This is a genomic window from Bacillus sp. FSL K6-1218, from assembly GCF_038006445.1.
GTDB classification, from domain to species: Bacteria; Bacillota; Bacilli; order Bacillales; family Bacillaceae_G; genus Bacillus_A; species Bacillus_A thuringiensis_S.
This window is the reverse complement of sequence record NZ_JBBOVE010000001.1, coordinates 3376774-3396247: the sequence shown is the minus strand read 5'-3', so window position 1 is coordinate 3396247 and position 19474 is coordinate 3376774. Positions and strand designations below refer to the sequence as shown.

Here is a 19474-nt window from a genome sequence, read left to right as displayed (position 1 = left end):
ACGAAACCTTCAGGAATAATATATATTTAGAAAAGCACGGGAGATTTTCCGTGCTTTTATTATTTATCATGCTCTCATTGTAGTAAATGAAATGGTATTTAAAAATAGGATAATTATCCAGTGATAAAGCTTAATATTTGAGGCTCACTGCTTATGGAATGTATAAGCACACTCGTTTTTGTAAATCTGCTAATACTTCATCGGGTATTTCTTTGATTTTAATATCCTTCCCTAGAAAAAGCAGCCAATTTATTATTTCCGTCACTTCATCGGGATTGTTAACATTGATAAAAGTTTTTAAAATGGCTGTGGATTGGTAAGGATTAGTATAAGGTATTGAAATTTTTAAAGGATGGTATTTTTTGAACTGGGCAATTGCTGTCGGACCAAGTTCAAGTACAAGGTTAATTGCTTCAGCCTTCTTACTTAGTTTTTCTAAAATCTTTTTCTTATTGAGCCTTTTATTCGTCGTGTATGGTTCGATATTGATGAGAGCATCGACAGGAAACATTAACTTCTTTTCTTCTTTTAAGTCAAATCCTTCAATGATCCAATGGCTTTTTTCTTGATAAAGGTGTAATAGATAAATTGGATAAGACTTAATTTCTTCATCTTCTTTAATGGTAATCAATAAATGGTTATCCAAAAGAAGGATTTGAATGAGTTTTTCTAACATAGGATGGGGGAGATCAGAAAGCTCAAGTAGATCGGGATTATGAGGATTAGTTCCTTGGAACAGCAAGAGTTGATTTAAAAGAACGAGGTCATCCTGCTGGGTTTCTGAGATGAGTCCTAGTAGTTTTTCGGCTAAAGATTGACGACTCTTTAGGTAGGGAAGTTGTTGATTCCTCGTAGCCATAAAGGCAATAAAAAGAGCTTTCACTTCATTATCAGTAAAGCGAACAACGGGCAGGATAGAATTATGCATAACAAAATATCCACCCGTTCTCCCAACTTCAGCGACAAGTGGCATTCCCATAGCTTCAATTTCTCTAATGTCTCTAATAGCTGTCGACCGTGATATGTTAAATTCTCGTATGATTTCAGAAATTGTAAAGTGGGAGCGGTTGTTGATATACCGCATAATTGTATTAATCCGTTCAACTTTTTTCATTTTGGTCTCCTAAACAGTATCATTTTTTGACATGGTTTAAAGATATTATAAACGTATCAGATGAAAAGATAAATCGTTTGATTAATAAAAAAAGAGGCAGGTTTTGCATATGAAAAATTATTCTATAGAAGAAAAAGATAGCTTTATTGTATTAGGTATTGGAACTGAAATTAAGAGTGAATACACAGACTTTGCTGGAATAAATAAAGAAAAGGACGACTTTTGGTCGGCTGTTAAAGAAGATGGAAGGCTGGACACTTTAAAAGCTTTAGCGACAAATGAATACATTTTTTCTGTGAGCGAAGCGGTGAATAACAAGATGATGTATTATGCTGGTGTCATGACAGAAGCACAAATAGAAGAAGAATCTAGAGTGATCCAGTTTCCAAAGGGAGAATACTTAGTAGTGAAAGGGGAAGACAAAACGGCTGAAGAGCTAAGTAATAAGCTGACTGGCATCGCCTTCGGTCAAGCTTTAAGAGAAGCAACGGATTTTGCTTATGTTGGTGGGCCAAATACAACGGTTGAGATGGGGCAAAGAAACGGCTTAGTATTTGGTGAAATGTGGATTCCAGTTGTTAGGAAGTAAAGTGATAAAAGGTACGAATATGGAAAGTAGAGGCTAACAATATTGAATTGTTGGCCTTTTTGACATAAATAAATTATTCATATGCTACTACACATTATGTTCTGATAAAATGGAATAAAAGGAAATTAATGTAAGGTGGTGGCGGTTTGAATAAAAAAAGGATATTTGAGCTATTCATAGTAGCGTTTGTTTTTCTATTCCTTCATGTAAGCACATATACCAATGAAAAATTTAACGATAAATTGGGTTCCTTTACTTTCGTTGTTCTATTTCTTATGGTTTATATTTACGCTGTATTTATAGAACGGTATTTTGATGATATACAAAAGTGGGTTCGAAATATCACAATTTGTTTTGCTTTGTTAGTAGTTGCTGTAGTATCACTATGGATAGGTTACTTTTAAATCCTTACTTAAGAGAATGAGAAGTATGTAATTACAATACATTGAATCCGATTATATTACTTAGCTGCATCGGTTTATATTAATCTTTTCTCTCCCCAATCAGGATAAAATGTACAATAGGAAATTTTATGTAAGATAAAGAAGGAAGGTTTATGGTCAGCTTGAGTACTTTGCTAGCTTTTGCGCTTGTTTCACTTAGTATGGTTTGTTCACCTGGGCCTAATTTAATTTATCTTATTTCTCGTCCCATTACGCAGGGGCGTATGGCAGGATTTATTTTTTTTATTGAGCATCATGCTTGGATTTGTAATTCATATAATCGCAACAATGTTCGGACTTACAGTTTTATTCCTTGCAGTACCCGCTGTCTACGAGGCAGGTGCTGCTTACTTGCTCTGGCTCGCCTGGAATTCGATAAAACCTGTTGCTACATCTATTATGGAACCGCGTATGATTTCTAATGAGCCACCAAGGAAATTATTTCTGATGGGACTCATGACGAATCTTCTGAATCCAAAGATTGCTATTTTGTATGTATCACTTCTACCTCAATTTGAAGATCCAGAGAAGGGATCGTTGCTTTTTCAAGGTGCAGTTTTGGGGCTTACGCAAATCACTGTTAGCTTTATAGTTAACCTTGTAATTGTATGTACAGCAAGTAAAATTGCAAAATGGTTTGGCACACGCCCGACGTGGCTACGAGTACAGCGTTGGCTTATGGCAAGTGTTTTAACGGGGCTTTGCTGTACGTCTTGCTTTTGAACGTCGACAGTAAGAGCCTCTTTACCTTCAGTTTCTATAATATAACCTAATAAATATTAATATAAGTTATGTATAACAGATATTTACCTTATAAAATAAGGGGGGCATATTATGACTGAGACAAACGAATCTTCAGGAGTCAATTTGAAAAAAGATGTGAAGTTTTCTATTATAATTCCTGCACACAATGAAGAAAAGTACATTAGAAAATGTTTAGATTCAATTGCAAAGGCATCAGAGGCATATAAAGAGCAAACGGAAGTTATAGTTGTTTTAAATCGTTGCACAGATAAAACAGAGGAAATAGCAAAATCTTATAATTGTGTTACATTGAAAAATAACGATAAAAACTTATCTAAAATTCGAAATGCAGGGGCTAAAATAGCTAATGGAGAAATAATCGTCACTATAGACGCTGATACCATAATGACAGAGTCTATGTTGTCTAATGTAGATAAATATTTAGCTTCAGGTACATACATTGGTGGTGGGGTAAATGGAAAGTTTGAAAGAATATCTTTAGGAATATTTCTCTCCGCAATGTTAATAATCATCCCCTTACTTTTTAAGTACGGAGCTATATCTGTAGGGATTTTTTGGTGCTATAGAAAAGACTTTATGGCAATTAACGGATTTAATGAAAACATGCTTATGGCAGAAGATGCAGATTTCGCTAAACGGTTAAAAGAATGGGGAAAGAAAAATAATAAGAAATTCGGTACTATTAAAAATGGAATGATAACTTCATGCAGAAGATTCGATACATATGGAGACTGGACTTTACTTAAAAATCCAAAAGTAATTTTAGCTTATCTAAAAGGAAATGATAGAAAATACGCAGATAAGACATATTATGATAACCAAGAAAGATAAAAATGGAGAAAAGCGGCAGAGGATAGCTAGTACTTTTTTAGATATAATGAGAATCCAACTTAATTTAATAGATATTATAAGAAAACCATCAATTTGATGGTTTTTATTTTTGAAATAAATATGTATTTTTTTATAAAAATATTTTTTGACCCCCATAAAACTTTGTACTCCTCCGAATATGTATAGTGAAGAAAAATGAGTAGGAAAGAATATAGAAGTATTAATAAAATTACTAGATTAAGTGGGCATCCAAAATAAAAGGATGAAATTACCAATGGTATAGAGGAGAGTTATTCAAGGATTGCAGATAAAATAGAAAAAGAATAAACAAAACGAACGGTAGAAAATAAGAAAGTAGATAAAAATATAAACTTAACTTTAGTGCCGAGAGAAAAGGAAAATCATTAAGAAAGCGTTAGGAAAAGTTAGAATCGAAAAATATAACTAACAGCAAGAAGACAAGCCCAAAGAAAAGTACCAAGAAAATCTGGTTAAATGGTCACTTGTGTAGTGACCATTTTGCTATTTGAAGGAGGCTGGGAGATTACAAGTGTTGAGTTTAGTAATGAAGATCTTAAGAAAACCGAAAATAGAAGATATCGTATGTAACATACAAAACAACGAAGAAGATAAAGAAGCGTTTATCGTACAGTATCAGCCTTTTATTAGAAAATCAATCTCATCTGTCTGCCGTCGATATATTACAGAACAGGATGATGAATATAGCATTGGATTGTTTGCGTTTAACGAAGCAATTGAACAGTATTCATATACAAAAGGAAAGTCCTTTTTAGCGTTTGCTGATCTTCTTATAAAAAGAGATGTAATTGACTATATACGTAAGGAGTCTAAACATAACTTTGTCTTTTTAAAAGAAGATGAGCAAGAGGAAATGTTAGAAATGCAAGTGTCGCTTACGGAGTATATGAAAGAGATGGAAAATAGTAACCGTAAGGAGGAAATTCTTCATTTTCAAAGTGTGCTAGCTGAGTTTAAAATCACATTCTCAGAGCTTGCTAAAGAATCTCCTAAGCATCGTGATACACGTGAGCACTTAATAGAAATTGTGAAAATAATTATAAAAGAAGAGGAAATGATGGAAGAGCTGTTCCGAAAGAAAAAGTTACCGCTTAAACAGATTGAACCGCGTGTTAGGGTAAGTCGTAAAACGTTGGAACGACATAGAAAATACATTATTGCAATGTGTATTATTTTTGCAAACAACTATACATATATTCTGGATTACATAAGAGGGGAAAAGCATGATGAATAAAGGAATTGTGATGGATATAAAAAAGCATAGCGTAGTTGTTTTAACACCAAATGGAGAGTTTATTACGTGTAAAAGAAAAGGGGATTCTTGCATAATCGGGGAGGAAATCTCGTTTGATGAGCAAGAACAAAAAGCATCGCATTTTTCGATTCCTTCCTTTTTAAAGCCTGCATCAATACTTGTTGCTTGTTTTCTATTTGCAGTGCTGTTTTTCTACAACCAACCAGAAGAAAAAGTATTTGCTTACGTCTCAGTTGATATAAATCCAAGTTTAGAGGTGAGCGTAACAAAGGATTTTCGTGTTATAGATTTGCAGGCTTGTAATGATGATGGAAGGCGTATTTTAAAAGAATTGAAGCAATGGGAAAATAAACAATTACAAGAAGTAATACGTACTATTATAAAGCAAAGTCAAGAGGATAAGTATTTAACGAATGATAAGCAAGTTATGCTAACAGCTGTTGCAAAGGACAAGGCACTAGAACCACAGTTGGAAAAGGCAATGAAAGAATTAAAGAAAGAATATGAGCTAAAACATATTACAGTTGAATATCAAAGTAGCACAATGCAAGTACGAGAGAATGCTAGAAAAGCTGGAATTGGCACAGGTGTTTATATAAAGCAAGAGAATGAGAAGAACAAATCGCTTACGCCTCCTGCCACGCCGTCTAATCCGGTGGAAAACGAAGAAGAGGTGCAATCACAGCCGGAGTCATCTCATGATGCATCACTGGATTTGTCTCCTGTAAAAGAAAAAAAATATGAAAAGCAAGAGCAGAAAGAACAAAAGAAAACAGAGGAACAGCCATCGAAGCAAATAAAAGAAAACAATGAAAGAGGATCTCAGCAAGAAAATAGAGGGAATCAACAGGAGAATAACAGTAGAGAAGCTCAACAAGGAAATAATGGGAATCAGCAAGGGAACAACGGAAGAGGATCTCAACAAGGGAATAATGGAAGAGGATCTCAACAAGGAAATAATGGAAATGGGCAAGGGAACAACGGAAGAGGATCTCAACAGGGAAATAACGGAAACGAGCAAGGGAACAATGGAAGAGGATCTCAACAGGGAAATAACGGAAACGAGCAAGGGAACAATGGAAGAGGATCTCAACAGGGGAATAATGGAAACGAGCAAAGGAACAATGGAAATGGGCAAGGGAACAATGGAAGAGGGTCCCAGAAAGAAAATGACGGAAACGAGCAAGGGAACAATGGTAGGGGGTCTCAACAAGAAAATAGAGGCCACCAGCAAGGGAATGAAAAGAAGAATCAATAGAATATGGAATTGAGAGATTCATTTCAAAGCTAAAAGGATTTCTCTCGCTATTGTGGGCAGTAAAACTTCCATCTCAAAATTTGGCTGGGGCAAAGAAGTTAGGTGGGAGTTGGGCTGCTTGTAAATGCCCAATTGGTGAGGGCTGATTAAAGTTGCACTTTATTATTCTATAGTTCTATTAAGAAGGAGTATGTGAAAAATATAATGGAGAAAAACATTCAACAAGAGAAAGATAAAGAAAAACCTGTTTTTTATGATCCGAAAGGAAGGAGAAACATAGCCTTTATTTGGTTTCTATGTATCTCAATAGTTAGTGTAGGTGTTGTATTTTATTTTTTCTTTCAAAGTATTTTTTCAACACCAGAAATTCCAAATATGAATACCGCTGTACAACAAGATACTAAACTGGTACCAATTAATCAAAAACTTAGTGATCAGCAGTTAAAGAAGGAAGAATTTAACCTAAATACCGAAACGAAGGATAATAAAAATTTGGTGAATCCGCCGAAGGATAGTAAACATCCTAAAGAAGTGTATGGTTTTTATGTAAACTGGGATGAAAATAGTACCGCTTCTCTAAAAGAAAATATCGATTCATTAACTACGTTAGTACCAGAGTGGTAGCATTTAAAAGCAGATTTAACGATTAGAAGTGAGATAAAACCTGAGATAGTAAAGTTGGCAGAAAAGAATCAAGTGAAGATTATGCCTTTGCTTACTAACTATACTGAGGAAGCTTCTGGTCCTGATAGTGGGCTAATTCATAAGTTACTGAGTTCCTCAAACGATGTAAAGACAAAGTTTATTAATGATTTAGTAAGCCAAGTTAAAAAAAATCAGTTTTCAGGTATTAATATTGACTTTGAGGCCGTACCTGAAAGTGATAGAGAAAGCTTAACAAATTTTATGAAAGAACTTACTACGGAATTTCATGAACATGATTTGCTCGTTACACAAGATGTTCCAGCTAATGATAAGGCTTTTGATTATAGTGCGTTAGCAAAAATAATAGATCGAATGATTGTAATGATGTACGATGAGCACTATGAAGCCGGGGAACCAGGACCAATTGCTTCAAATAAATGGTTCCAACACACATTAAAAGAACTGAATATTCCGTCTAATAAGCTTATAGTTGCTTTCGGTAACTATGGATATGATTGGCAAGTAAATAGTAAAGAAGCTGCGAAGTCTTTAACTTTCTCAGAAGTTATGGCAATAGCTCATGATTCAAATATGAAAATTCAATGGGATAAGATGAGTGGAAACCCTTATTTTAGGTATAAAACAGAAGGGAAAGAACATACTGCTTGGTTCTTAGACGGTGTAACTCTTTATAATCAAGTGAAAATCGCAATGGACAATAATGCAAAGGGATTTGCGTTATGGAGACTAGGAGCAGAAGACCCTACAATATGGAAAGTTTTAAAAAATCCGATTGAGGCACAAAAAAATCCTAATGTATTACATAAAATCAATAGTTTAGATGAAGTAAATTATTCTGGACAAGGTGAAATTTTACAGATTGAGAATGAAAGAAAAAATGGATTGAGAGATTTTAAAGTAGGCAAAGATGGTTACCTTACAGATGAAGTATATCAATCCTTACCATCTGCATATGAAGTGCAACGATATGGAAAACCAAATGGGAAACAAGTAGTATTAACATTTGATGATGGACCAGACCCGAAATATACGCCAGAAATTTTAGATATATTAAAAGAGAATAAAATAAAAGCTGCTTTTTTTGTACTTGGTGAAAACGCACAACTAAATACTAGTATTGTAAAAAGAATATACGATGAAGGGCATGAAATTGGCAATCATACTTTCAAGCATCCTAACATAGCTGATACGTCTTTACTGCGAACGAAAGTAGAACTTAATACGACGCAACGTTTAATTCAGGAAGTAACTGGACATTCTACGGTTTTATTTAGACCACCATATGAAGCGGATGCTAACCCGGATTCATCAAATGAAATATTGCCTATTTTACGTGCACAAAATATGAACTATACAATGGTAGCGGAAAAAGTTGATCCCGAAGACTGGGCAACACCATCAACAAATGAATTAGTAAAGCGTGCTCTTAATCCCATTTATAAGGGAGAGGGAAATATTATTCTTCTCCATGATGCGGGAGGGAATCGTACACATACAGTAGAGGCGCTCCCAATCATTATTAAAGATCTAAAAAAGCATGGATATAGTTTTGTAACAATTTCAGATTTAATGAATAAAGAACGAGATGAAATTATGCCTCCTGTTTCTTCTGAGGGGAAGCAATATTTACTTTACAATAAAGCTGTCTTTTCAGGGGCAGGATACTTTAAGCATATATTAACAACTATTTTTTATATTGCTATTGGATTAGGGATTTTTCGATTTTTATTCTTAATTTATTTTGCATGGAAGCAGAAAAGAAAAACGTTATCTCGCTATATTAATTCGTCCTATCAACCTTTTGTTAGTGTTGTCATAGCAGCATATAATGAAGAAAAGGTGATAGCTAAGACGATTCGCTCAATTTTGGATAGTAATTATAGAGAATTTGAAGTTATTGTTGTGGATGACGGATCGACAGATGGTACGTCAAAAGTAATGAAAGAAACATTTTATAAACACCCTAAAGTTCGTTTCATTCAGAAAGAAAACGGCGGGAAATCATCGGCAATGAACCTAGGGTTTCAACAATCGCGAGGAGAAATCATTGTCACTTTAGATGCGGATACTATTATTGCGCAAGATGCTATTTCTTTAATGGTTAGACACTTTGAAGATCAGAATGTAGCTGCAGTTTCAGGTAATGTCAAAGTGGGGAATAGACGGAATTTGTTAACTACTTGGCAACATGTTGAGTATATTACAGGGTTTAATTTAGAACGTAGAGCTTTTGATGAGTTAAATTGTATTACAGTCGTTCCAGGAGCTATTGGGGCGTGGCGCAAGAAGAATGTAGTTGAATCTGGATATTTAAGCGAAGATACATTAGCAGAAGATACGGATCTTACTATTACATTTTTACGTCAAGGGCATAGAATTGTATATGAAGAAAAAGCGCATGCTTTTACGGAATCACCTGAGGATGTGAAAAGTCTCATTAAACAGCGCTATCGTTGGTCATATGGTACACTTCAATGTCTTTGGAAACATCGAAAAGCGTTGTGTAATTCAAAACATAAAACATTAGGATTTATTGCACTGCCTAATATGTGGTTATTCCAATATGTTCTGCAATTCATTGCTCCTTTTGCAGATATATTAATGATTATAGGACTATTTAGTAGTAATCCGCTAAAAGTTTTAGGATTTTATCTTGTATTCTTTTTAATGGATCTTCTCGCTTCTCTGTTCGCATTTAAATTAGAGGAAGAGAACCCAAAACCATTGGCATGGTTAATTTTACAACGTTTTATTTATCGTCAATTTATGACCTATGTTGTCATTAAATCTATATTCTCATCGCTTCGAGGAGTAGCGGTAGGGTGGAATAAACTAAAGAGACTGGGGAGTGTTAAACATTCCACGGAACATAAGGAGGCATCATAAAAGAGCAGACTATTTGCTCTTTTTCATTAGTTTTAGTTAGTTGAATGTAGAGTTGTAGCATAAAAACTGCTGCTTCTATAATGAGATTCCTATTCATTATGAATAGTGAGACATTATGTTAAGCTAATCCTTTAGTTTCGGATTAAAGTTTTTTTATATTTTTTTAAAATGACGGACACAAAAACGCATATACCTTCGAATTATATATATGGATAACATAAATATGTATATAAAAGGGGAGAAATAAGATGAAAGAAAAAAAAGAAATGTTTCAAGAAATCGCTGAGGTGTTAAAGGTATTGGCGCATCCAGTTCGTCTATCTTTAGTAAAAATAATGCTTGCAAAAGGTCCTACTAATGTAACAACAATGTATGGGGATTTACAAATGCCTCAAAGTACAATTAGTCAACATTTATCTAAACTAAAAGCTGCTAAAATGGTTACAGGTACTCGGAAAGGATTAGAAATTTATTATGAGGTAACTGACAATCGCACAAAATCAATATTAGCATGTTTAGTTTAAATGATGACTTCTATTTCAAAATAAAAAGCGCTATTCTTTTCTATGATTTTACAGAGAGAATAGCGTTTTTTATTTTTAAGGAGTATCTTTTTATATGCCTATAGAATGGAGTGAAAGGTTTATGGGTTTAAATGTACCTACTGTTACCTTAGGTTCTAATGCGTCTAATAATGAAAAAATTCTCGGTTTAGGGGTGCTTCTTTATAGCTTACGTACAATTGAGATTAGAAAAAGTAGAGCGAGCGCTTAATGAGGCGGAAGTAGTGTTTATATGCGAAACTTTATAGAAATCTCATTTTTCTAATTGTATCTTTTTAGATTGATGGATGTGGGGTCACGTCCATCAATCTAAGAAAACAAGTTAGCTAAAAAATGATGAAAATAAACTTTATAGAAATAAAAAATATGAACGTAGAGGATTAAACAAAGTATATAGTGCTTTTTTAGTCATGTAATCTTTTAATCTGATGATCTTTTCCCCATTCAAACAGATCATTCATTATTTGCATTAAAGATTTTCCGTATTCACTTATGGTGTACTCAACCTTTGGTGGTACTTCTTGATATACGGTACGATAGATAATCCCATCAGCTTCAAGTTGCCGAAGTTGTTGTGTAAGAACCTTTTGTGTAATGTTTGGGATTTCTCGTTTAATTTCATTTGTTCGCATTTTTCCATCCGACAAAATACATAAAATATGAACTTTCCATTTTCCACCGATTACATCGAGTGTTGTTGCAATTGGGCAATTATCATTTTGATTCATATAACACCTCCACAGGTACTTTAAGGTTCCTATAGCACTTTAAAGTACGTACTTTTCAATTATATGTGACTCATTCATACTAATACGTAAAGGGTTGAATAATTTATAAAGGGGATGAAAAAAGATGAAAACACTTGTAATTGTAGCACATCCTGATATTGAAAAATCAAAAATTAATAAAAGATGGATTGAAGAACTTGAGAAATATTCGGATGAAATTACGGTGCATGAATTGTATAAAGTGGCACCGAATTGGGAGTTTAATATTGAAGAAGAGCAAAAGTTATTAGTAGAACATGACAGATATATATTTCAATTTCCGCTTTACTGGTACAGCTCACCACCATTATTAAAAAAATGGTTCGATGATGTATTAACATATGGATTTGCGTACGGATCTAAAGGAGATAAAGTGAAGGGGAAAGAATTTGGTGTAGCTATTTCTATAGGTGGATTAGAAAAAGACTATGAAAATAGTGGGATTACAATGGATGAGTTGACGAAACCATTCCAAGCTACATGCTTATATACAGGTATGGAATTTATACCTTCCTTTTATTTATATGGTGCAGAATATAAACTAAGTGATGAAGAGATTGATAAAAGTGCACCTGAGTATGTGCAATATGTGATGAACAAGAAGTATTCTAATATATAATGAAAAATAGCCATTTACTTGTGAAGTAAATGGCTATTTTATATTTTCCTTATATTCACTAAGTGTAATCTTTAGTAAATTAATAGTTAATCTGGTAAAATAAAAAACCTAACATATATAAAGGGGAGTTTTACTTGAGAACGATGCGACAATTATTACAAAAGAGAGCAATGCAATCACCAAATTTGGAAGCGCTTGTAGGGGGGGAGAAAAGATATTCGTTTCAGCAATATAATGAACGAGTAAATCAGCTTGCACATTATTTGTTACATAATGGTGTGCAAAGAGGAGATCGTATAGGAATACTATGCAAAAATAATCACCCATTTCCAAGCGTTATGATGGCAAGTTTAAAAATTGGAGCGGTATTTATTCCGCTAAATCATCAGCTGACTGTTTATGAATTAGAAACGATTGTAAAAGAAGCGAAATTAAAAGTGTTAGTTATTGATGAAGAATTTAGTGAAGTGTTATTAAAGGTTGATGCTGTTAAAGAAATTCCTTATGTAATTCAAACGACAAAAAAAGACTTTGGTTCATTTGAATTAGAGTTGCAAAAACAGCCAACGACAGAACCGAACGTAGAAGTTCATGAAGAAGACGATGCCATTTACTTGTTTACTTCAGGAACGACTGGACAGGCGAAAGCATGTGTAATTGGACATAAAAACTTACATCACTATTTTGCTGAAATTGCGGGACAAAGAGAAATCCCAGCAGGTGAACGCTTTTTATCTGTGCATCCATTGTTCCATATGAGTGGCGTGCTTTCTATTTTAAATTGTATTTATCATGGCGTTACGATGATTTTCTTAGCTGATTCGAATCCTACTCTTATTTGGGATAAGATTGAAGAAGAGAAAATTACTACGATGCTTGCGTTCCCAGCTGTTTATAGTTACATGCTTGATGAATTAAATAAAAAAGAACGTAATATTTCAACCTTTAAAGTAGCACAAAGCGGTGGTACAAAAGTGCCAGAAACACTCATTCAAAAATATATGGAAAAAGGAATATATATGGTGCAAGGTTATGGTAGTACAGAAGGTTGGGTTGTAACCTCATGGCATCCAATGATGGGAAAAGAAAAGATGTCTTCTGTAGGAAAAACCTTGAAAAATGTAGAGGTGAAAATTGTTCATCCGGAAACAGGACATGAACTAACAACAAATGAAGTTGGAGAGATTCATGTGAAAAGTCCATACATGTTTAAAGGGTATTGGAATAATAAAAAGGCGACAAAGAAGGTAGTAAAAGATAACTGGTTTAACATGGGTGATGCTGGCATGATAGATGACGATGGATTCCTGCATATTATGGGAAGATATAAAGACGTTATTATACGCGGTGGTGACAATGTATATCCAGATCAAGTAGAAGATGTTATTCATGAAATACATGGTGTTTTAGAAGTTGCAGTAGTTGGAGTTCTAGATGACTTTTGGGGAGAGGTTCCAAGAGCTTTCATTGTGAAGGATAGCGAAACAATATTAACAGAAGAAAGTATTATTCAGTATTGTAAACAGAAATTAGCCAGTTACAAAATACCAGAAGTGGTATTCATAGATGAGTTACCGAAAAACGCTTTAGGAAAAGTGTTGAAGAGGGAATTACGAGATGTAGTTCTTGTGAAATAGAAAATTATGAAACGATGGAGAACCCAGTTATGTATAAAGCATGACTGGGTTTTTATGTATCAAAAACATAATAATTTACTAGATTTTGTATTTTGTGTAAGATAATAAAGAATATTCAATTAATAATTCGAGGGATGAAATTAAATGAAGCTACCGTTATTAGAAGTAGAGACGGATAGACTCATTATCCGTCCATTTCAAAAAGATGATTACGAAAGTTGGTTAGATGGATTTAATAAGAGACTGCCATCGCAGTATAAATATGACAATGGCTATCAAGTTATGGCATCATCAACAAAAGAATGGTTCACGGAATGGATAAGGGGTTTTGATGAAGCAGCGCATCGAGATGAGATGTATGTATTAGGTATTTTTCGTAAAGAAGATGGGGCTAATATTGGAAAGCTAGAACTAATAAAAATTTTACGTATGGACTATCAATGGGCAATGATGGGCTATTCTATTCATAATCAATATTGGAGAAATGGATATGGGGTGGAAAGTGTAAACGCTACGTTACCGTTATTTTTTAATAGCCTTGATTTTCATAGAATCGAATTACATATACGTGTTGATAATGAGCCATCAGTGCGTCTTGCGGAAAGAGCAGGTTTTTCATTTGAATGCAAGAGAGAGGCGTTTTCATTAGAGAATGGTAAGTGGATGGATTTTCTTATTTATTATAAAAATAAGGAGATGAATATATGAGAGTGGTTATTACGGATAGAAATTGTAGATTGGAGGTGCAGTGGTGAAGTACGATCTTACAGTCATCAAAAACTTATTTGGCCCGTCTAAAAAAATATTAAATGGCTTACCAAAGGCAGTAACGATTGAAGAAATAGAAGAAGATGTTTTGTATAACGTACAAACATATAAAGAAAAGATAGGTAGATTTGAAGAGGTTTGTTTTAATTGGGAGTTAAAAAGAGCAAGTATTGTATTAAACAAAAGGTTTAGTAGTTATAACTCAAGTGTGAAAGAGTTACTTGATGCCGGTTTTTCTTTGTATGCCGCAAAGATAGAAGTATGTAGAGAATTGAACAATGTAGAAGAGCTTGAAAGACAATATACATATCGATCAATAGCAGAAGGAACGTTATTGGAAAAAGAATTTAAATACATTTGGGAACAATGTATGTCGGGTTCAGGGAATCAAACTTCAATTTTAACTATCGATGAACATTTTTATTCAGTGCAAACAGAGTTAGGTAAGGGTTGGGAAAAGTCATGTATTGTTTTTTATGATAAAACTGAGCCAATTGGTATGTCCATACCGCATATAGAAACTGGAACAGAAAGTGAAGGACGATTATTTTACTTTGGAGTAATGCCTTATTATCGTGGGAAAGGAATTGCTTCCCAGCTGCATCTTCAATCTTTACATATGTTAAAGGAAATGGGGGCTACTTATTACATCGGAAGTACACATACTTCAAATGAAAAGATGCAGAGGATATTTTGGAGAAATTATTGTTCGGTGAAAACGGAGACAGAGCTTTATTATAAAATTTTTAAAGTAGATTAGGAGAAAAGAAAATGAAGACTATAAATGTATTTCATTATGACGCATTTACGGATAAACCAAATAAGGGAAATCCAGCAGGTGTTGTATTAGAGGCGTATGGATTAACAGAAAAGGAGATGCAGCGTATTGCTGAAAAAGTTGGATATAACGAAACAACTTTTGTTCTTTCCTCAGAAGTAGGAGATATAAGAATGCGCTATTTTACACCTGGTTTTGAAATGGATTTATGTGGTCATGGGACAGTAGGGACGATATATGCCTTGCGCGAAAAAGGTTTATTAGAAGAGAAAAGTAACCTTACGATTGAAACGAAGGCTGGGATTTTACCGATACAAATAGATGTGAATGAAAAGGGAGAAACCTTTATTAAAATGAGGCAGGCAGCACCTCAGTTTAAAGATTTTGCAGGTTCAAAAGAAGAATTAGCTCATAGTATTGGTTTGGAAGTAAATGATTTAGATGTAAGTTTACCGATAGTATATGGAAGTACGGGGAATTGGACTGTAATTGTGCCGATTAAAAATCTAGATGCGTGTGAGAGAATGAAACCTAATAATGCTGCATTTCCATCAGTATTAAAAGAAATACCTAATGCTTCTATTCACCCAATTTGTCTAGAAACTTATGATGAACTAGCACAAATGCACGGCCGTCATTTTTCATCAGCTTACGCTGGGACGATTGAAGATCCAGTGACAGGAACAGCTTCAGGTGTAATGGGAGCGTATTATGCGGAGTATTTAGAGAAAGATTTTGAACATGAATTGGATTTAATCGTTGAGCAAGGACAGGAAATAAATAAAGATGGTCGTGTAACTGTTTATGTAACGAAAGGGATAGAAAACGAGGAGTTACAAATAGATATTGCTGGAACAGCGGTGTATGTGAAAGAGTTTGAAGTTTCAATATAAAGTGAAACTTTAATCAGTGGGGGTCTTACTGCCCGGTGAATAGCGGGATAAAAAGAAAGCCCGGAATACATCCGGACTTTCATTATCTGTTCAATACTTCAATGTACGAAGCATTTCCAGTTGTTCTTAAAGCGGAGCGGAAATTATTATTTTCTAACGCCTTAGCAACTTGTTGTAACTGCTGTGCATCATCATGATGAATAAGTAAGCTGTCAGCACCGCTTTCCTCTATATGAATGTGTTCGACATTTCCGATTGCATCATGTACAGCTTTTAAAAATTCAGGTTTCATATTGTCCTCCTATATGTATGTAACGTTGTAATTTAGTATTTCCTTATTTATGAAATATAAAAGTAAATGAAAGGAGAAATAAAAATGAATATAAAGCAATTTAATGAACATATAACATCACTATTTGGAGAGCATCTTCATAAATATGGCGATGATGAATATGGTTTTACTTATATAAGTAAAGATGAATTTCACAAAATCGGTTACACAACAAATTTAACGTTAGAAACTATTGAAGAAGCGTATCGAAATGGAGTCGATATGATAGTTACACATCATGCGCCGTGGAGTTTTTTATTTGGTATGGAAGAGGCATGTATTGAGAAATTGAAGCAATATGAAATGAATCATTTTTGGATTCATTTTCCGTTAGATTTTGTAAAGTTTGGCACGTGTACATCGTTATTTAACGAAATTAGGATAGATACAATACTGGAATATTCAACCTATGAGGAAGAAGAACTACCAGGAATAGGAGAATATAAAGAAGCCATTCCTTTTTCAAACTTAGTTGGAAAACTTGAAGAAAAAATGGAAGAGAAAGTGAAGAGCTGGAGAAATCACGATAAACCAGTAAAACGGATTGCGATCTTAACCGGTGCAGGAAACAATACAAATTTGATTGAACGTGCATTAGAAAAAGGATGTGACACGTACATAACAGGTGAAAAAACATTATATACAGTGCAACATGCGAAATTTAAAGGAATTAATTTAATTGTAGGCAGTCATACGTTTACAGAAGTGTTTGGTGTAGAAAGTTTGGCTCATAAGTTAAAAGAAAGAGATAATTCAATAGAAATTATTAGATTAAATGAAGATCATTTGGAGTGAAGAAATCACATCGTATTACCATAAATGGAATGAACTATATGATGGAATATTGAAGGAAGCAGTTGAAATGAAATAAAATTATTTTTTGTTATATTAAGATTTTTAGGAGGAATTCCTTTATGTTTGTCAAATGATAGTAAAGGTGTCTTTTGAATTAAGGAAATATTCGGAGTTGAAGGGTGAGAGAATGGACATTTCAATAATCACCGCACAACTAGTTAAGGAAAAAGTTATTTCACATTATCCAAATAGCGTAAAAGCATTAAACGGGGAACGACAAGTACTATATATTTGTTAGATGAACAATACGTTATAAAGTTGAATGAATCGGATGTCATACGTGAAGAAGCTTATTTTCTTCAGTTTTATAAAAAGGACGAATTATTTCCAAAGCTTTTATATAAGGAACCTTTAAATCGCTATATTGTTTACTCATTCCTTGAGGGCACAACTTCTTGCAAACTAGGCCATAAATGGAGTGTTCTTTGTAAACTTGTAAAGAAAGTTATCAATAAGTATGAAGTAGCTACAGAGGTTGATGGCTGGGGATGGAAAGAAAGTCCGGTTCAATCTTGGAATGAATTTTTAACGACAAATGTGATGGAAGCTCATGAAAATGTAAGACGTTACATAAGTGAGGAAGAGTATAGAACGGTTTTTAAGTTAGCAAATAGTCCAAGTAGGGGGACTGGAATAAATCAGCCATTTTTATTGCATGGTGATCTTGGATTTCATAATTTTATATTTCAAGAGAATGAGCTGCACGGTGTAATTGATCCTTTACCAGTGTTAGGAGATCCTATATATGATTTAATTTATGCGTTCTGTTCAACTCCGGAAGATTTAACAAAAGAAACGATTGGTTATGCGATGAAACAATGTGTATTTCATAAAAATGACCGTGATTTATATGAAGAAATAGTCATAGGATTATATTTGCGTATAGATACATGTTTACGGCACCACCCGAAAGATTTAGAAGATTATTTAGAAGCTTGGCGTTATTGGATGGGTGAGGTTGAGGTGACTTTATAGTACAAATATTTTTAGGGGAGATGGTGAGATGAATGTTGCAGAAGCGAAAAAGGATTTAGCAATAAAAACGAAGAGAGGCTTACCGATTATATTAGCCGGCGTTTTATTTTGGGTAGTTATGAGTATAACAGGATTTGTTCTTTCTGAAAAACAAGTGGTGTGGGTATATTTAATCGGTATGGGCTGTGTGTTTCCTTTTGGCTTAATGATAGCTGCTATATTGAAAATTGATATGTTTGCGAAAGGAAATTCGTTAGGGATTTTGGCTGGATTAATTGGTGGGATAAATGTATTGAATATTCCACTTGTATTACTTGCCTATTTTCAATTTCCAGAATGGTTACCTTTTGTAGTAGCAATGTTAATAGGTGTTCATTTTATCCCGTACGTATGGATTTATGAAAGTAAAAGTTATGGTTTATTGTCAGTAGGGACTGTATTTGTAACGTCAGTTTGCGGGATTCTTTTTGCAGAAAAAGGATTTACTGTAATTCCATTATCGGTTACAGTTGTCTATTTACTTACTTTTATAAGTTTATTAATTGAAAATAAAAAAGTAGATCATTATCAACAAAAATCAGCTTAATAAAAATATAGGGATAGGGGAAATTATGATGAAAAATTTCGTTTGTACAACGTGTGGCGTGCAGTATGCAGCGAGTGTAGAAGAACCGGTGAGTTGTCATATTTGTGATGAAGAAAGGCAGTATGTGAATCCGAAAGGGCAGTCTTGGACGACTTTAGAAAATTTGCAAACAGATGATACATATAAAAATGAAATAATCAAAGAGGAAAATGGACTTTATAGTATTACGACAAAACCAGGATTTGCGATCGGTCAAACGGCATTTATAGTGAAAACAGAGTCATATCGTTTACTGTGGGACTGCATTACGTATTTAGATGAAACGACAATTGCGAAAATAAAAGAGCTTGGTGGATTAGATGCAATTGCATTGTCTCATCCTCATTATTATTCAACGCAAGTAGAATGGGCAGAGACATTTGATGTACCAATTTATATACACGAAGATGATAAAGAATGGGTGATGCGCCCAAGTAGTCGTATTATTTATTGGTCTGGTGAGTCTTTACAATTAGCGGATGGGATTACTGTACATCGTCTTGGAGGACATTTTAGTGGTGGTTCTGTATTGCATTGGGAAGAAGGTAATGATGGAAAAGGGATTTTGTTAACAGGTGATATTATTCAAGTTGTAGCGGATGAGCGGTGGGTAAGTTTTATGTATAGCTATCCAAACTTAATTCCATTACCAGCGAGAAAAGTGGAAGAAATGGTGAACCGAGTGAAGCCGTTACAGTTTAATCGTTTATATAATGCTTTTCATCGAGTAGTAAAAGAAAATGCAAATGAGGCAGTTGAACGTTCTGCTGACAGGTATATAAAAGCAATAGAAGGAAAGTTGTTTCATACGTAAAAG

General features: G+C 34.1%; 20 protein-coding genes and 2 pseudogenes. 19 read left to right on the top strand and 3 right to left on the bottom strand.

The genetic code is table 11. From position 1 onward, the window contains the following. Positions 1–151: 151 nt before the first annotated feature. Entirely contained in the window at positions 152–1114 is a 963-nt protein-coding gene (locus tag MHI26_RS17305) for a helix-turn-helix transcriptional regulator (RefSeq protein ID WP_061666675.1), read from the bottom strand. Between the two features lie 109 nt (positions 1115–1223). Between MHI26_RS17305 and MHI26_RS17300 the strand changes: the two genes are divergently transcribed. The 10 genes and pseudogenes from MHI26_RS17300 to MHI26_RS17255 all read left to right on the top strand — a co-directional run bounded on the left by MHI26_RS17300 (position 1224) and on the right by MHI26_RS17255 (position 10620). Further along, positions 1224–1703, top strand: coding sequence for a GyrI-like domain-containing protein (locus tag MHI26_RS17300; RefSeq protein ID WP_003307553.1), 480 nt, complete (start codon positions 1224–1226; stop codon positions 1701–1703). A 146-nt stretch (positions 1704–1849) separates the two neighbouring features. Beyond that, complete coding sequence (locus tag MHI26_RS17295; RefSeq protein ID WP_001036171.1) at positions 1850–2107, top strand: DUF3963 domain-containing protein; 258 nt, start codon at positions 1850–1852, stop codon at positions 2105–2107. 152 nt (positions 2108–2259) lie between these two features. After that, positions 2260–2882, top strand: a pseudogene (locus tag MHI26_RS17290) (LysE family translocator). Between the two features lie 98 nt (positions 2883–2980). Beyond that, the gene (locus MHI26_RS17285; RefSeq protein WP_023522589.1) at positions 2981–3742 is read left to right on the top strand and encodes a glycosyltransferase; all 762 of its coding nucleotides are present in this window, start codon (positions 2981–2983) and stop codon (positions 3740–3742) included. A 550-nt stretch (positions 3743–4292) separates the two neighbouring features. Continuing rightward, the gene (sigI, locus tag MHI26_RS17280) at positions 4293–5015 is read left to right on the top strand and encodes an RNA polymerase sigma factor SigI (RefSeq protein WP_002101143.1); all 723 of its coding nucleotides are present in this window, start codon (positions 4293–4295) and stop codon (positions 5013–5015) included. After that, positions 5005–6294 carry an anti-sigma factor domain-containing protein gene (locus MHI26_RS17275; RefSeq protein WP_061666674.1) on the top strand — a complete coding sequence of 430 codons (1290 nt, stop codon included), beginning with the start codon at positions 5005–5007 and terminating at the stop codon, positions 6292–6294. Before sigI ends, MHI26_RS17275 begins: the two co-directional genes overlap by 11 nt. 192 nt (positions 6295–6486) lie before the next feature. Beyond that, the gene (locus MHI26_RS17270) at positions 6487–6918 is read left to right on the top strand and encodes a hypothetical protein (RefSeq protein WP_340808766.1); all 432 of its coding nucleotides are present in this window, start codon (positions 6487–6489) and stop codon (positions 6916–6918) included. Between the two features lie 81 nt (positions 6919–6999). Beyond that, positions 7000–9846: a glycosyltransferase gene (locus MHI26_RS17265; protein WP_255290256.1), complete on the top strand. Its 2847-nt coding sequence runs from the start codon at positions 7000–7002 to the stop codon at positions 9844–9846. Between the two features lie 248 nt (positions 9847–10094). Further along, positions 10095–10370: an ArsR/SmtB family transcription factor gene (locus MHI26_RS17260; protein WP_000660066.1), complete on the top strand. Its 276-nt coding sequence runs from the start codon at positions 10095–10097 to the stop codon at positions 10368–10370. Between the two features lie 94 nt (positions 10371–10464). Next, positions 10465–10620 (top strand): hypothetical protein, encoded by a 156-nt coding sequence (locus MHI26_RS17255; protein ID WP_170959179.1) that lies wholly within the window; start codon positions 10465–10467, stop codon positions 10618–10620. A gap of 193 nt (positions 10621–10813) precedes the next feature. On the opposite strand, the gene MHI26_RS17250 is transcribed toward MHI26_RS17255, so the two are convergent. After that, positions 10814–11137, bottom strand: a complete 324-nt coding sequence (locus MHI26_RS17250) for a winged helix-turn-helix transcriptional regulator (protein WP_001072980.1) — start codon at positions 11135–11137, stop codon at positions 10814–10816. A 124-nt stretch (positions 11138–11261) separates the two neighbouring features. Here MHI26_RS17250 and MHI26_RS17245 point away from each other — a divergent pair, with 124 nt between their 5' ends. The 5 genes from MHI26_RS17245 (at position 11262) to MHI26_RS17225 (ending at position 15871) form a co-directional block, all read left to right on the top strand. Beyond that, positions 11262–11795 (top strand): NAD(P)H-dependent oxidoreductase, encoded by a 534-nt coding sequence (locus tag MHI26_RS17245; protein WP_000855231.1) that lies wholly within the window; start codon positions 11262–11264, stop codon positions 11793–11795. A gap of 134 nt (positions 11796–11929) precedes the next feature. Beyond that, positions 11930–13432 (top strand): class I adenylate-forming enzyme family protein, encoded by a 1503-nt coding sequence (locus tag MHI26_RS17240; protein ID WP_061666673.1) that lies wholly within the window; start codon positions 11930–11932, stop codon positions 13430–13432. A gap of 144 nt (positions 13433–13576) precedes the next feature. Further along, entirely contained in the window at positions 13577–14140 is a 564-nt protein-coding gene (locus tag MHI26_RS17235) for a GNAT family N-acetyltransferase (RefSeq protein ID WP_061666672.1), read from the top strand. A 43-nt stretch (positions 14141–14183) separates the two neighbouring features. Next, on the top strand, positions 14184–14960 hold the full coding sequence (locus tag MHI26_RS17230) for a GNAT family N-acetyltransferase (protein WP_061666671.1): 777 nt from the start codon (positions 14184–14186) through the stop codon (positions 14958–14960). An 11-nt stretch (positions 14961–14971) separates the two neighbouring features. Beyond that, a complete protein-coding gene (locus tag MHI26_RS17225; protein WP_061666670.1) occupies positions 14972–15871 on the top strand; it encodes a PhzF family phenazine biosynthesis isomerase in 900 nt (299 codons plus the stop codon). Positions 15872–15953: 82 nt separating this feature from the next. On the opposite strand, the gene MHI26_RS17220 is transcribed toward MHI26_RS17225, so the two are convergent. Further along, positions 15954–16163 (bottom strand): hypothetical protein, encoded by a 210-nt coding sequence (locus tag MHI26_RS17220; protein ID WP_000801651.1) that lies wholly within the window; start codon positions 16161–16163, stop codon positions 15954–15956. Positions 16164–16247: 84 nt separating this feature from the next. On the opposite strand from MHI26_RS17220, the gene MHI26_RS17215 reads away from it, so the two are divergent. The 4 genes and pseudogenes from MHI26_RS17215 (at position 16248) to MHI26_RS17200 (ending at position 19471) form a co-directional block, all read left to right on the top strand. After that, the gene (locus MHI26_RS17215; protein WP_061666669.1) at positions 16248–16997 is read left to right on the top strand and encodes a Nif3-like dinuclear metal center hexameric protein; all 750 of its coding nucleotides are present in this window, start codon (positions 16248–16250) and stop codon (positions 16995–16997) included. A 187-nt stretch (positions 16998–17184) separates the two neighbouring features. Next, positions 17185–18032, top strand: a pseudogene (locus tag MHI26_RS17210) (aminoglycoside phosphotransferase family protein). A 28-nt stretch (positions 18033–18060) separates the two neighbouring features. Continuing rightward, on the top strand, positions 18061–18618 hold the full coding sequence (locus MHI26_RS17205; protein WP_061666668.1) for a DUF7010 family protein: 558 nt from the start codon (positions 18061–18063) through the stop codon (positions 18616–18618). Positions 18619–18643: 25 nt separating this feature from the next. Continuing rightward, positions 18644–19471 (top strand): MBL fold metallo-hydrolase, encoded by an 828-nt coding sequence (locus tag MHI26_RS17200; RefSeq protein ID WP_003307565.1) that lies wholly within the window; start codon positions 18644–18646, stop codon positions 19469–19471. Positions 19472–19474 lie beyond the last annotated feature (3 nt).

Bases quoted from the DNA above. Each gene is read 5' to 3' on its own strand.
- MHI26_RS17200 (WP_003307565.1), top strand. From the start codon at position 18,644: ATGATGAAAAATTTCGTTTGTACAACGTGTGGCGTGCAGTATGCAGCG.
- MHI26_RS17300 (WP_003307553.1), top strand. From the start codon at position 1,224: ATGAAAAATTATTCTATAGAAGAAAAAGATAGCTTTATTGTATTAGGT.
- MHI26_RS17225 (WP_061666670.1), top strand. From the start codon at position 14,972: ATGAAGACTATAAATGTATTTCATTATGACGCATTTACGGATAAACCA.
- MHI26_RS17305 (WP_061666675.1), bottom strand. From the start codon at position 1,114: ATGAAAAAAGTTGAACGGATTAATACAATTATGCGGTATATCAACAAC.
- MHI26_RS17215 (WP_061666669.1), top strand. From the start codon at position 16,248: ATGAATATAAAGCAATTTAATGAACATATAACATCACTATTTGGAGAG.
- MHI26_RS17255 (WP_170959179.1), top strand. From the start codon at position 10,465: ATGCCTATAGAATGGAGTGAAAGGTTTATGGGTTTAAATGTACCTACT.
- MHI26_RS17265 (WP_255290256.1), top strand. From the start codon at position 7,000: ATGCCTTTGCTTACTAACTATACTGAGGAAGCTTCTGGTCCTGATAGT.
- MHI26_RS17205 (WP_061666668.1), top strand. From the start codon at position 18,061: ATGAATGTTGCAGAAGCGAAAAAGGATTTAGCAATAAAAACGAAGAGA.
- MHI26_RS17235 (WP_061666672.1), top strand. From the start codon at position 13,577: ATGAAGCTACCGTTATTAGAAGTAGAGACGGATAGACTCATTATCCGT.
- MHI26_RS17275 (WP_061666674.1), top strand. From the start codon at position 5,005: ATGATGAATAAAGGAATTGTGATGGATATAAAAAAGCATAGCGTAGTT.
- MHI26_RS17245 (WP_000855231.1), top strand. From the start codon at position 11,262: ATGAAAACACTTGTAATTGTAGCACATCCTGATATTGAAAAATCAAAA.
- MHI26_RS17250 (WP_001072980.1), bottom strand. From the start codon at position 11,137: ATGAATCAAAATGATAATTGCCCAATTGCAACAACACTCGATGTAATC.
- MHI26_RS17260 (WP_000660066.1), top strand. From the start codon at position 10,095: ATGAAAGAAAAAAAAGAAATGTTTCAAGAAATCGCTGAGGTGTTAAAG.
- MHI26_RS17285 (WP_023522589.1), top strand. From the start codon at position 2,981: ATGACTGAGACAAACGAATCTTCAGGAGTCAATTTGAAAAAAGATGTG.
- MHI26_RS17220 (WP_000801651.1), bottom strand. From the start codon at position 16,163: ATGAAACCTGAATTTTTAAAAGCTGTACATGATGCAATCGGAAATGTC.